The 13,129-nt window shown below is 47.1% G+C and carries 14 protein-coding genes; 7 read left to right on the forward strand and 7 right to left on the reverse strand.

The features are described from left to right. Positions 1 to 117: 117 nt before the first annotated feature. The gene (locus ACXAH1_RS16140; protein WP_475198041.1) at positions 118 to 1,053 is read left to right on the forward strand and encodes a LysR family transcriptional regulator; all 936 of its coding nucleotides are present in this window, start codon (positions 118 to 120) and stop codon (positions 1,051 to 1,053) included. A gap of 102 nt (positions 1,054 to 1,155) precedes the next feature. Here the strand turns inward: ACXAH1_RS16140 and ACXAH1_RS16145 are convergent, their stop codons facing one another. Beyond that, complete coding sequence (locus ACXAH1_RS16145; RefSeq protein ID WP_475198043.1) at positions 1,156 to 2,067, reverse strand: LysR family transcriptional regulator; 912 nt, start codon at positions 2,065 to 2,067, stop codon at positions 1,156 to 1,158. A 101-nt stretch (positions 2,068 to 2,168) separates the two neighbouring features. On the opposite strand from ACXAH1_RS16145, the gene ACXAH1_RS16150 reads away from it, so the two are divergent. Then, entirely contained in the window at positions 2,169 to 2,651 is a 483-nt protein-coding gene (locus ACXAH1_RS16150) for an N-acetyltransferase family protein (RefSeq protein WP_475198045.1), read from the forward strand. A gap of 1 nt (position 2,652) precedes the next feature. On the opposite strand, the gene ACXAH1_RS16155 is transcribed toward ACXAH1_RS16150, so the two are convergent. Then, a complete protein-coding gene (locus ACXAH1_RS16155; RefSeq protein ID WP_475198048.1) occupies positions 2,653 to 4,680 on the reverse strand; it encodes a winged helix-turn-helix domain-containing protein in 2,028 nt (675 codons plus the stop codon). A gap of 172 nt (positions 4,681 to 4,852) precedes the next feature. Here ACXAH1_RS16155 and ACXAH1_RS16160 point away from each other — a divergent pair, with 172 nt between their 5' ends. Continuing rightward, positions 4,853 to 6,064 (forward strand): alpha/beta hydrolase-fold protein, encoded by a 1,212-nt coding sequence (locus ACXAH1_RS16160; RefSeq protein ID WP_475198050.1) that lies wholly within the window; start codon positions 4,853 to 4,855, stop codon positions 6,062 to 6,064. On the opposite strand, the gene ACXAH1_RS16165 is transcribed toward ACXAH1_RS16160, so the two are convergent. The 5 genes from ACXAH1_RS16165 to ACXAH1_RS16185 form a co-directional block, all read right to left on the reverse strand. Next, entirely contained in the window at positions 6,061 to 6,549 is a 489-nt protein-coding gene (locus tag ACXAH1_RS16165) for a DUF2314 domain-containing protein (RefSeq protein WP_253044658.1), read from the reverse strand. The two genes, ACXAH1_RS16160 and ACXAH1_RS16165, sit on opposite strands and share 4 nt — an antisense overlap. Positions 6,550 to 6,681: 132 nt before the next feature. Beyond that, a complete protein-coding gene (locus ACXAH1_RS16170; RefSeq protein WP_475198053.1) occupies positions 6,682 to 7,485 on the reverse strand; it encodes an SDR family oxidoreductase in 804 nt (267 codons plus the stop codon). 251 nt (positions 7,486 to 7,736) lie between these two features. After that, a complete protein-coding gene (locus ACXAH1_RS16175) occupies positions 7,737 to 8,027 on the reverse strand; it encodes a YciI family protein (RefSeq protein WP_475198056.1) in 291 nt (96 codons plus the stop codon). A 116-nt stretch (positions 8,028 to 8,143) separates the two neighbouring features. After that, positions 8,144 to 8,509: a hypothetical protein gene (locus ACXAH1_RS16180; protein ID WP_253044661.1), complete on the reverse strand. Its 366-nt coding sequence runs from the start codon at positions 8,507 to 8,509 to the stop codon at positions 8,144 to 8,146. Between the two features lie 159 nt (positions 8,510 to 8,668). After that, the gene (locus ACXAH1_RS16185) at positions 8,669 to 9,238 is read right to left on the reverse strand and encodes a uracil-DNA glycosylase family protein (protein ID WP_253044662.1); all 570 of its coding nucleotides are present in this window, start codon (positions 9,236 to 9,238) and stop codon (positions 8,669 to 8,671) included. Between the two features lie 231 nt (positions 9,239 to 9,469). Between ACXAH1_RS16185 and ACXAH1_RS16190 the strand changes: the two genes are divergently transcribed. The 4 genes from ACXAH1_RS16190 (at position 9,470) to ACXAH1_RS16205 (ending at position 13,084) form a co-directional block, all read left to right on the forward strand. After that, the gene (locus ACXAH1_RS16190) at positions 9,470 to 9,766 is read left to right on the forward strand and encodes a hypothetical protein (RefSeq protein ID WP_475198058.1); all 297 of its coding nucleotides are present in this window, start codon (positions 9,470 to 9,472) and stop codon (positions 9,764 to 9,766) included. A 2-nt stretch (positions 9,767 to 9,768) separates the two neighbouring features. Continuing rightward, complete coding sequence (locus ACXAH1_RS16195; RefSeq protein ID WP_475198059.1) at positions 9,769 to 11,334, forward strand: PepSY-associated TM helix domain-containing protein; 1,566 nt, start codon at positions 9,769 to 9,771, stop codon at positions 11,332 to 11,334. Further along, positions 11,331 to 11,663, forward strand: coding sequence for a DUF3325 domain-containing protein (locus ACXAH1_RS16200; RefSeq protein ID WP_475198061.1), 333 nt, complete (start codon positions 11,331 to 11,333; stop codon positions 11,661 to 11,663). The genes ACXAH1_RS16195 and ACXAH1_RS16200 overlap by 4 nt, the downstream gene beginning before the upstream one ends. A gap of 713 nt (positions 11,664 to 12,376) precedes the next feature. Continuing rightward, complete coding sequence (locus tag ACXAH1_RS16205; protein ID WP_475198063.1) at positions 12,377 to 13,084, forward strand: SDR family NAD(P)-dependent oxidoreductase; 708 nt, start codon at positions 12,377 to 12,379, stop codon at positions 13,082 to 13,084. Positions 13,085 to 13,129 lie beyond the last annotated feature (45 nt).

A 13,129-nucleotide genomic window follows, 5' to 3' on the forward strand; every position in this document is an offset into this window, starting at 1 on the left:
TATCATGTATTATGTTGTTTTCGTGTGCTATGAAAAAGAGTGTTAAACACAAATCAGTTTTGTCTTTATGGCAAAAATAAACTAAATTCACTGCTATGAATGGCCGTTCGGATCACTATGGATAAACTCAGAGCACTGCGCTATTTCAAGCGCATCGTTGAATTGAACAGCTTCAGTGCGGTTGCCGAGGAGTGCTCGGTACCCGCGTCTTCCGTTTCAAGACGCATTAAAGATCTGGAAGCATCGCTGGGAGTAGAGCTGGTAAAGCGGACTACCCGCCATGTCAGCATTACTGAACTTGGCCAGATCTACTACCAACATATCAGCGAGCTCCTCGGTAAACTGACTCACGCTGACGAACTGATCTCACAGAGTTTTGATAACCCAAGCGGCACGCTAAAAGTCAGTGCACCGCCGGGTTTGGCGCAGGCGCTGCTGGTTCCACTGTTCAGGCGTTTCCGACAACAGTTTCCCAACATTCTCCTCGATCTGGACTACACCAATGAATACGCACTGTTTGGTCAAGATTCGGTCGACCTGGCGATAAGAGGCGGGCCTGTCGATGACGCACGTCTTATTGCCAGGCCACTTATCCGCAGCGGCTTTACGCTCTGGGCTCAAACCCAGCTGGCTGAGAAACTCAATGCTGAATTTGGCACTTCAAACTGGTCGCTAAAGCAACTTTGTGATTGCCCGGCGATTATGTTTCGCAGCAAAACTGCGCTCGTTCCCTGGTGGGTACGCCAGGGCGACGAGTGGCAGTCGCTCGATACCAAACCTGTGCTGATCAGCAATGACAGTGCGACCTTACTGGACGCACTTGAACAGGGGGAAGGGCTCTTACTGGCCCCGGACTGGTTGATCCCACCACGCCTGGAAGACAAGGTAACCCCGGTCGCGGCGCAACACACTCTGTCACCTGGTAAAACACCGGCAGTGGAAATCAACTTAGTGTACCAGCACGCCAAGTACCAGCTCCCTAATATAAAGCTCAGTGTCGACTTTATTTGCGAGTATATGCACGCACACAAGGCCGATATGGTAAAAACCTGATCCAAACTAACCAATTGATTTATATAGATTGGTTTCGTCTTTTAGAAAAATAAGGTGGTGTATATCAGCGATATCAACAGATCAATATTTTACTAACTATACCTAGGTGTGCGCCAAATTATGGAAGTCGCAAAACTGCGACACAAACCATTCAATTTTTGGGTCGCTTTTACGGGTGCGATGCCAATATAACTTAAGCTGATAGTTGGGGACCGATAGCGGTGGAGGCTCTGGTTGGAGCTGTAGCCTGTCACATACCTGCAAAGCATAACGCTGTGGCATAGTCAGCAGCATATCGCTGTCGGGCAACAAAGTCGGTGCCATCAGCACGTGAGGCGTGGTCACCGCGATGGTTCTGGATTTCTTGATTTTGGCCAGCGCTTTATCAACAATTCCCCGCCGCTCATTCCAGGGAGCAACCAGAATATGCGGATACGCCAGGAAAGTGCTCAATTCAAGCGCTTGGCTACATGGATGAGATTGACAACGGACTGTGACGTAAGCATCTTCAAACCAGTTAAGTTGTGCCAGGCTCTCCGAATACTCCTGCTGATGTGCGAACCCGCAAACCAGATCCAAAGCGCCTTCTTCCAGTGCCTGCTCAGCAATACGCTCTTCAAGCTGTACAAACCGTATGTTCAGTTTTGCAAATTTGCAGATCAGATGGGTAATAAAGGGCCGCAAACACCAGGCAGTATAATCCGTGGCAGCAATCGTCAATGTATGCACTTCACTGGCGTCAAACGGCCTGGCTTCTTGTAACCCTCGCTCAAGCATCTGCAAAGCGGGTAATACCGTTTTAGCCAACTGGTGCGCGTGCTCTGTTGCAAGCATACGGTTGTTTACCCTCACAAACAGCTCATCTCCCAGGCGTTCCCTTAGCCGGGTCAGTGCATGACTGCAAGCAGACTGGCTGAGATTGAGTTGCTCGGCAGTGTGCGTGACAGAGCCATTTTGATACAAAGCAGCAAATAGCTTAAGCAAGTTCAGATCTAGATTAGGTAGCTGACTCATTAATAATATACATTTAGTACGTGCAATCTATGCACTTTATTCATTTAAAATTTGAGCTTACACTGGGCACCAATCATGTCAACTTTGGAAGTCATTTACCAATGAGTATCACCATTCGCCACGCACAGAAAAGCGACGCCGCAACCATTTTACACTTTATCAATGAACTAGCCGTCTACGAAAAAGAGCCTGATGCTGTGCTCAATACTGTCGCTGATATTGAACAAAAACTGTTTGGTGACGATGTACGTGCCCATGCGCTGATCTGTGAGCAAGATGGCGAGGCGATTGGCTTTGCTGTGTATTTTTTCAATTATTCGACCTGGCTGGGTAAATATGGCCTTTACCTGGAAGACCTCTATGTATCTCAGGATCAGCGTGGGCAGGGCGCAGGCAAAGCCCTGATGAAGTTTTTGGCCCAGCTGGCTCTGGAAAAAGACTGTGGCCGCTTTGAATGGGTCGTACTCGACTGGAACAAACCTGCCATCGACTTTTATAACAGTATTGGCGCAACACCACAGGACGAATGGATCATCTATCGTCTGACAGGTGATGAGCTCAGAGCGTTTGCCGAGCAGGAGTGATTTACTGAACGGAAAAAGAAACCAGTTCTCGGTTTAGCTGCATCATATAAGTCAACAGCGCCTGTTCGCCATTGACGTCACTGACATAACGGGCGCGAACAGGAAGCTGTGCGATATAGTGCAGCACATCATCATCCCAATTGTATCGCCACAGCTTTCTGTCAGGGGAAACACCATATAGTGCGCCATCGTGCAACGAAAAATAGGGTCGCTCCAGCTGTTTTGCCAGGCCACTCACTTCTTTATCTCCAATCCATATTCTGTGCTCTTTATCTAGTACAACGATCTCTTTATTTGGTGTACCAACCGCCCAGAGAAGGTCACGATCTGACACTTTCATGAACCGACCATTGTGAAGATGCAATTGATAAAGCCGCTGTGCTCCTAACTCTGGTACCAATACCAGCAGGGTCTGTTTGTCAGACCATTGCAGAATTTCCAATACAGGATATTGAGTCTGGATATGCCGGGCACCTCCCTCAAGGTCGTATACAAGTACGCCATCTTGTGTCGCAGCCGCAAGGGCACTCCCCGAAGGCGACCAGCTTATAAAGCGGGATGTTATTGGTGCATTTGGCACCTCCAAAGGATAGCTAGTTTGCCCATTGGACAACCATACCTGACGTTTGCCTGAGCGGGTGGAAGTAAATGCAACTAACTCTCCATCTGGCTGAAAACGTGCCGCCTCATCGCTTAAGTTAGAGCGCAGTTGAGGGTAAAGCGCTGGCTCATCAACAGAGTTTGTCTTGAACGAGAACATCCGAATATCTGTATCGGCATAAGACTCAGTGACCAATAATGACTGACCATCCGGGTGAAAATGTGGAGCAGATACCTTATGACGAGTTGGGGTCGGCAACACACTTAATCCCCCCTTTAAGGTCAGGTGGTAGAGTTTGCCTGCTATCTCAGCAATCAGAAATCGCTCTGACGGGCGAATGCTCACTTCCACGCCTTGTACAGCTGATACTGCAGGTGGAAACTGAAGACGATGCTGAGCGAGTTTCTCACCCGAACTCGATAACAGCACCATGTCGTGCTGGTTATTACTGTCCATGCCAAGCACAACAAATTGACCGCGCTTTGGCAGATAAGCATATTCATATATCAACATCCCCGCAGGGCTGAACAAGGACACAACTTTCCCGACTTGTGAGCTATAAGTGGCCAATCGCACCTGGTTGTCTGAATACTCCTGCAAAAATGCCACCGCTCCTTGTTTTAAGCCAAGTACTTTTCCAATACGCAGGTGACTTGAATCAAATACTGTGTCCCCACCGCGTGGCAGGGGCTGTTTCGCAACCATATTAAAGCGTTTGATAGACCAGCGCTGCTGTGCCTCTGAATCTGACTGACACTGACCGCGAGCGGAAACCACAATGTGTGTGCCATCCAATGACCACCTTGGACGCCCATACACGCCGGGTTCCGAGCTAAGACGAAATGTTTGCGCACGTGTCACATCTTTAACCCAGATATGACTGTGGCAAGCATCTATGCTTCGCAGAAATACAATAAAACGGCCATCGGCAGAGAAACTGCCATACATTTCTGCGCCGTCACTGCTGGTCAGTGGAGTACTCGCTGTAATTTCAATCTTAGCAAGATTCGTTTGCTTTGCTCGCCAACCTTCTATACTCAACCCGGCTAAGATGAGCCCTCCAAGGATCAATACGTGAGCCAGATATCGCCGCTTTGGCACACTAGCAAAATCATCACCAACAGGCAGCTCCAGACTATACCCGCGTCGCGCGTGTGTTCGGATCACACTTTGTGATTTACTGTCTTCTCCGAACGCTTGACGTAACTGGGATATACACCGCTGCAGGGAATTAGGTGACACGACCCTGTTGTGCCAGACAAGCTCGGTCAGAGTTGAAAACGCAATCACTTTGCCCTGATTTTGGATAAGCACATGCAACACCTCCATCGCTTTAGGAGGCACAGAGACAGTGCTATCACCATGAACGATTTCGTTGCGTGATACGTCAACAAAGTATCGACCAAGTCTATATTGCTTGTTTTCCATTCCCTACCAGCCTGATAATAAAAGCATATAAATCATACTGATAAATGACACATAAGCAAATTGGCGTGTACTCCACGGTCAACATTCAGCGAAAAATCAGCCACGGCCTCTTCACCCTTCCACACTTCGTATTTAAGCTGCTTCGTACACAATAACAAAGGACTATCCATCTATGCGCATATTACTTATCGCTATTTTACTGGGACTATTCTCCCAATCACACGCTGCACCTGCCGTCTCTTTGGCGCCACTGGTTACAGGACAGACACTCACAATAGAATCAGATATATTGGATGAAAAAAGAGAAGTAACTATTTACTTACCAAAAAACTATAACCCAAAAATACGGTATCAAACGCTCTATATTCTGGATGCGGAGCATTACTTTGAACAAGCTATCGGCGTGACAAACGCCTTGCGCAACACACGTCAAATTCCAAATGTGATTTTGATTGGCGTAAAAACAAAGGTCAGAGTCAGAGATTATCTGCCTCCTCTTCAAGGTCCTGCGCAAGGGCATATGCAGTCTCATATTACTGAGCATTTTCCGGAATTCGGGAGTGCGCCCAAATTCGCTCTGTTTTTAGAAAACGAGCTGATCCCCTGGGTTGAACGAAACTACACCGTCCACCCAACTCGAACCCTTGTTGGCCACTCGAACGCTGGGGTATTTGGCATGTACTTGCTGTTTAACCAGCCAACTCTGTTTGCCAACTACTTGTTGGCAAGTCCGGCACCGTGGTGGAGTAGGGCGCAAATCAGTCAACTGGTTGCGCAATTTAAAAACAGCGGTTCCACACGCCACGCCAATCTATTTTTGGCGCTGGGAGAGCAGGAGAGTCAGGGCTACTATGCGTATATGATGAATTTAAGCGCTCAGCTTCACAGTCACACACCTGCGGGCCTGCGTTGGCAATTCAAAATAATGCCTGGTGAAGGCCATAGCAGTATCGTCTTTCCGTCGATGCTTTCAGGCTTACCTTTTCTGTATCAAGAGTTAATTTATCCAGATCTTAAGGAAACGGCTAAATATGGCAAAATTGTCGACGTTCAGGCCTATTTCGACACGCTGTCAAAGCGTGATGCAACACACTACCTTGCGCCGCAATCAACGCTGGCAGACCTGGCCCATATGCAATTTGAATTTGGCCGCAACAAACAGGCTATGGCAACCTTAGATTATTTTACCACCCTCTACCCGGAGTCGGCGTATGCCCATCAAAGCCAGGGGCTGGGGTATATGAAGATGGCGCAATATAGCCAGGCCGTTGTAAGTTTTAACACGGCACTGTCGCTGCTCGATGCGAACCACATAGAGGATCAAACCGTCTCTGACTTTCTGAATGAAATGGTCACAGCAGCCACAGAGAAGCTATCGCTTTAAACATATTTGGCTTGCATTTCCTGAAGCTCAGGAGGCAACTCTACGCCTTCACGCTCGGCGATGGCAAACATCGCCCGCTGTGTGAAGCCGCCGTAGATGTTGCCGTCTTTGTCTGTGATCTGCCAGTCTTCAACGTCATCAAAGTGACAGGTGTAGTTATGCGCGACCTTCCCCTGGTGTGTGACTGGAGGTGTAACCAAAAACACGCTGAGTTCATCGCCTTTTATGCTTTCAACATGCGCGCCAAGATGCTCCGAAACGCCACAGTCGCTTTCAAAATCTAATTTGACAAAGGCATCCTTAGGAAACTGACGGTACAGTGTTTTAAATTCTTCCAATGACGCTTTAGCATCTGCCACAGCCTGAAGTAACAAGGGATCGTTCGGATCTGTTTCCAGCGCTGGATAATCCTCTGAGCTAGAGCTATAGCGGTTATGCAGCCAAAAAGCCAGCACAATAAAAACAACAATCAAACCCCAGTACATAACCCCGGCTCCTTGTAATTGCGACATCTGTTAATTTGAGCTTAGCAAAACAATACGCAGGACAAAAGCCGGTATTGGGAATATACCGGCCAGGTTTTAGCCCGATCCACCAGGAAAGGGAAGTCGTATCAGTTAGCTCGATTTAGGTGAGGCGCTGCTACCAGCCAAGATCCCGCCATCTACGTTCAGTTCGATCCCGGTCACATAAGCGGATTCATCTGATGCGAGATACAACACGGCATAAGCAACATCAATGGCACGCCCCATATGACCAAGCGGGATGTCGGCAGCAATGCCTGCAATAGCCGCATCGCGGGCTTCTCCTTCTCCCAACATAGCATCCCACATAGGTGTTAAAATGGCGCCCGGATGCACCGAATTACAGCGGATAGGGTAATTTTGCTGTGCGCAGTACAACGCAACCGATTTACTATGATTGCGCACCGCGGCCTTGCTTGCGGCATAGGCTGCGGCGGCAGGGATCCCCACAAGTCCAGAACGCGAAGAAATATTCACGATACTGGCCGCACCGGACGCTTTCATCAAACGAATACCGTACTTACAACCCAGTGCAACACCATCGCTGTTGGTTTGCTGTACGGTATGCCAACTGTTCAAATCCAGATGTTCGGGATCATGTGGCCCGTGCGTTTCTAAAAAGCCCGTGATCCCAGCGTTGTTAACCAGAATGTCGAGTCGACCAAACTGGTCTTGCACAAAGCGCTCAACACTTTGCCACTGTGCTTCTTCGGACACATCCAGCGGGTGGAAATACGCATTTTCACCCAACTTCTCACAAAGTTGTAATGCCTCATCGGCGTTTCTATCCGTAACAATGACGATTGCTCCTTGCTCAATAAAGCATGTTGCGACAGCCGCACCAATCCCCCGGGCAGCACCTGTTACAAGGGCTATTTTATTGTCTAGTCTGGCCATAATATTCTCCGTTAGTTGATTCCTTTTAAACTAAAAAGGGTAGGCAGAGTAACCAACGCACAGTTGCAGTCAGGCGGACATAGAAAGCCGCAGCAGAGATATCATGCAAAACACAAAAGTGGGATAACTTGAAATGATATCGAAGTACCAAAACTGGCGTGTGGACACCCTGCTAATACACCATGCATTACGCTCATAGCTATGAACGTCAATCATAGTGCTCTGTTCAGCTTTGTATATAATTTGCTGATTTATAGCGTTAGCAGTTGTGATAAACCACTGGCAGTCTTGCTTACTTCAATTTCTGTGATCTCGTAATTCGCCAGCCCGGCGAGGTAAAAAGGGTCGTTATATAGAATTGCTTCTAACTCAGTTTGGTTCTTTGCCTTAGCGAAAATCATACCCCCGGTTCTGGGCACTTTTCTGCCAGACGCTAAAAACACACCTTGCTGATAATACTGTTGTAAAAACTGAATATGTGCAGGCAAATGCACATCAATTTCTTCTAATTCAACCGTGTACGTTATGTTGACGATAAACACTCTGTACCGCTCCTTGCGCACGTTATCAGATAGGCTGTGTCAAAAACCAACACAAGTGTATAAGTGCACAACCGTTTTGTAAACGGTCTTCTTCGATGTTTACCTTAAGCGAGATGTTATCGGACGCGCTTAACTTTTGGCGCAATGTTAAGTAAGAAGCTGTCTTTATTGACCAAAAAACCACAGATGCTACTGATTACAATAAAAATCCCATACATAGATCCTATGTACACCCAATCATTATTCTCAGCCAATAACATTACACAGGTGCCGTCATTTACGAAAAAAACATTCAGTACAGAAAATACAAATACGCTGCGATAATAGATTAGGTTGCCAGTATGGCTTGCAAAAGAAGAAAGGAGTAAAGCAAATAAGCCCAGGTAAAATCCAATGACCGACAGTGCACCAGTTTGATAACTAGGATATAACGCCAACAGGGAGAGAACGATGGCTGACCAACCCGAAATTCGATATAACATGTTCAAATCCTTTGAATATAAATTGTTAAAATTTGTAATCCTAACTCACCCCAAATTATGAGCTATACAGTACCAAATAGCAACCCATATGAGTTAATTCATTTTCTAAAAGTTTACATTATAGTACCAAATGCCTTTTATACTCTGGCTTTAAAACGTTTAAAAATCACCCAAAACTTCTCGGACACGGTTTCTTAATACCGGTATCACATCAGCCTCAAACCAGGGTCGCTTTCGCAGCCATAATTGATTGCGAGGACTTGGATGAGGAAGCGCAAGCTGTTTAGGTAAACTCGATTGCCAGCCAGAAACGGCCTGTGACACGTTAACATAATCGGTTAAATGATAGCCTTGTGCATATTGACCAATTAATACAGTAAATTCAATATGCTCAAACACCTCAAGCAAAGGGGCACGCCAAGTTTGTGCACAAATTTTGGGAGGAGGTAAATCACCAGATTTTCCCTTGCCAGGGTAACAAAAGGCCATAGGCACAATCGCAAATAAGGCGGGATCGTAAAACTGAGTTTCAGTCACACCCAGCCAGTCTCTGAGGCGTTTTCCGCTGGCATCGTTAAAGGGCTTACCCGTTTTGTGCACAGTCATGCTCGGAGCCTGACCTGCAATCAGTATTTTGGCAGTGGGCAGTCCCTGGATCACAGGCCTTGGCTCAAAGGGCAACTCACCCCGACATAAAGTACACTGCCGGACACGCTCAATAATATTCAAATCAGGTTCCCCTTATCGCATCTTATTACCTGGCCAGTATATCAAGGGTCTATCCATTTAAAGAATACCCGCCAGCGTGCTCATAAAATATGCGGTATCTGATTTTTGGAATTTGATATTCCATCTGACATTAATATTTGTACATTTAACGCATTTGCTAATGATAATTACTGTTATTTATAGCGCGATTCAGTGATAATTCGCCTCCCTATTTTTGACCAAAGAACAAGTATGCCGATATCGTCTTACTTTGCTTATTTTACTGCCTATCGACTGAATGTCGTTGCCCGCTTTGCAACGGCTATTGTCGGCGGCTACGTGCTCACTGCGCTGTCCATCAGCCTGATGAGCTTGTTGTTGCCTGTTTCTAGAGTTGACGCCGTATTATTCAGTGTGTGCCTGAGTGTGCTCATTCACTGCCTTATTTTTATTGCTGTATTTGCAATAAAGCCACTACGCCTCCTTTGCGGTGGATTGCTGCTGCTTGCCACATTGCAATGGATGCTGATCCTGATATTAAAAGGGTAACTATGAAAGACAGTTTTTTTCGCTCTATGACCTGGTTACATACCTGGGTTGGGCTACTTTTTTGCTGGCTGCTGTGGTTGGTATTTTTTGCTGGCACACTGAGTTTTTTCCGTCAGGAAATTACTTTGTGGAGCAAACCTGAATTGCATCTGCACAGCAGTGAAGTGCAAAGCTCGCAGCAGGCACTGCTGAATTATGGCTTTGAACGCCTCAATACAGAGGCACCTGACGCAGCGCGTTGGTGGATCAGTCTGCCTTCTGAGCGCAATGCTCTGTTACGCGTTTCTCACTTGCCCTACCCAGAGCCCGGTGAAAAAGCCAGCTGGGTAAACCACAATCTGGCGGCCGACAGCAAGGTACCTGTGACACCCAGAGAATCCAAAGGAGGCAGTTTCTTTTATAGGCTGCACTTTGACTTACACTATATGGATCGCACCACAGCACGCTGGATAGTATGTCTGGCTAGTTTATTTATGCTGGTCGCTCTGATCTCTGGGGTAGTGATCCACAAGCGTATATTTAAGGATATGTTCCAGTTCAGAGCAGGCAAGGGCAGCCGCAGCTGGCTGGATGGCCACAATCTGAGCTCTGTGCTGGCCTTACCATTTCACTTGATGATCACCTACACGGGTCTGATCACACTCATATTCACGTTATTCCCCTATCCGGCGCAAACCGTCTATGAAGGTGGGGTAAAGGAATTCAGAAAAGAATTCTATCCGGAGCGGCAACGCCCAGATCTGAGCCATCAACCTCTGACCAGCCCGGCATTTACCCAGTCTCTGGATCACTTTTTTACTAACTGGCCAGAACAACCCATTTCACGCATTATCATAGATCATCCCCGGGATGCGGCAGCTGTCATGAAAATTTACGGCGCAAATCGCAGTGAGATAAAAGACGAGCAAGCGGTGTGGCTGTACTCTGGTAAAACAGGCGAACTACTCAACACCGCTCATCTGGAAGACAGTGCAGCAGCCCAATTGTATGGCGGTATGATAGCCATGCATACTGGTCGCCTTGCTTCCCCGGGCTTGCGTTGGCTCTACTTTTTATGTGGCCTCGCAGGCTGTGCCATGATTGCCAGTGGCTGTGTGATGTGGGCAAAGCGATTAAGGGAACGTCAAAAGCCGACGCAACCCGTCAGCTTTGGTCTTAAGTTGGTGGAATCACTCAATCTCGCAGCAATTATGGGACTGCCACTGGCAACCGCTGCATTCTTCTATGCTAATCGCCTGATCCCCGTAACAAACAGTGGTCGAGCTGATCAGGAGGTACTGGTGTTTTTCCTTACCTGGTTGGCCACCACTCTGTTTGCAGCGAAGTGGCGTAACACGCAAGGCTGGCGTACGCTGGCACTCGTCAACGCCCTGGCCTGGCTAACACTACCACTGTGCAATGCGCTAACAACTCAAGGCAGTTTAATTAGTTACTTAAGTAATGGACAGTGGGCACTGGCCATGTTCGATACTATGGCCTTGCTGGCCGCTGCGGTATTTTTCTGGCAAAGCAAACAGCTTCAGTCTACACAGCCACCACAGCGTGTCCGCAGGGAGCGTACTGCATGATGTATCTGATCGCTACCTTACTGTGCTTCACCAGCTTCATGGCCTTCGCACTGGCTAAAACACCACACTACAAAGCCGTGTTTGGCACCCGACCAGAGCATGCGCTGAGCCAGCGCTACCTGGTTGCTGCCTGGATCATGCTTTTACTAACCCTGGTGATAAATGTCAGTCAGGCTGTTGGATATGGCAGCCTGATGTTTTGTGGCCAGATGGCCCTTTCTGTGCTGCTTCTGGCCATCTTACTCTCTTTTCGGCCAAACTGGATGAGATCACTATTTTACCTACTTCCGGCCGCCATATTCCTGATCACTGTGTCACATGTCGCATAGAAGATTGAAGGGCTGAACTTTATTCAGCCCTTCAATCTTTTTATATATCATGTAGATACGAAAAATAGCTCTCAACCAGAGCGCACAATTCAGAGCAAATAATTACCAAGTTGCTTAAAAACCCCCCGCCCATCAGAGCGATTTCCAGCGCAGCACCAGCCAAATAAAACCCTTACTTAGTAAAAATGCTAATCTCTTCACACTGCCTGAACCCATCACTTGGTAAAATCATGATCTCATCCTTCTGAGTTTCTATTTTAGTTGGTAAAAATACGATCTGAGGAAAGCTGAGTTGGTAAACCTGTGATCTCTGGTGCGATCCTACTGCAGCATAAGTTAGTAAAAATATGATCTCAAACTGGCGGCACCATGTTTTATCACTCATTTATAAACCACACACCACCAGTAAAAGCAGATAACAGCCAATTTCTTAACCTGAATCAGCCACGGAACTTCATGAGTTGGTAAATTCGTGATCTGAGTCCAATTCAGTTAGTTATTTACTGATCTGAATACTGACCAAGTTAGTTAAATCTTGATCTACAGGGAATCATAAGTTAGTAAAATTGTGATCTCTTGACTGGTTAGCAGGGCTCTACACTCCTTCACACATTGAGTTAGTAAAAACCCGATCTCCATTGACAGATCCAATCCGTTCTACGATCCGTTTAATACCCTCATAGAATAAAACGAACGGTTAAAATGGAGTACAGGTGAAAGTCTTAATTGTCGGCGGTTCAGGTGGAATAGGACAGGCACTGGTTAAACGTTTTGCCAATATGCAGCCCGATACTCAGGTATATGCGACATATAGAACCACACAGCCAGCTATCACCTTAAACAATGTAAGGTGGATTAAGGTCGATGCGAGTCAGGAATTCGACGTCTGCGACTTAGCAGAGCAGGTTCAGCAGGTCGATATACTCATCAATGCCACCGGGCTGCTACATACCCCCGACAAACTACCAGAGAAGTCCATACAGGAATTCGACCCCGGCTTTTTTAATGAAAACCTGCTGGCAAACACAGTGCCGACCTTACTGTTGGCCAAACACTTTGCCAAAGCGCTCAAGGCAAAACACCCGACTTATTTTGTTGCACTGTCAGCCCGCATTGGCAGTATTTCCGACAACCGATTGGGTGGCTGGATCAGCTATCGCAGTGCCAAGGCCGCCCTGAACATGGCACTAAAAACCATCAGTATAGAATGGCGTTATAAACTGCCAAATTGCTGTGTATTATCATTCCATCCGGGTACAACTGATACCGCCTTGTCAGTCCCTTTCCAAAAAAATGTGCCCGCAGGCAAGCTGTTTACTGCTGATTTCGTGGCAAAAAGTCTGATTGACCTGATACACAGTAAGCAGGCATCAGACAGCGGTGGGTTTTACAGCTATGATGGTTCGGCGATTACCTGGTAACCTGCCATCAGAGTGTAAACGGTCCGTACATCTGCACGTGCCCGT

The organism is Pseudoalteromonas sp. AWH4_217 (assembly GCF_056161105.1).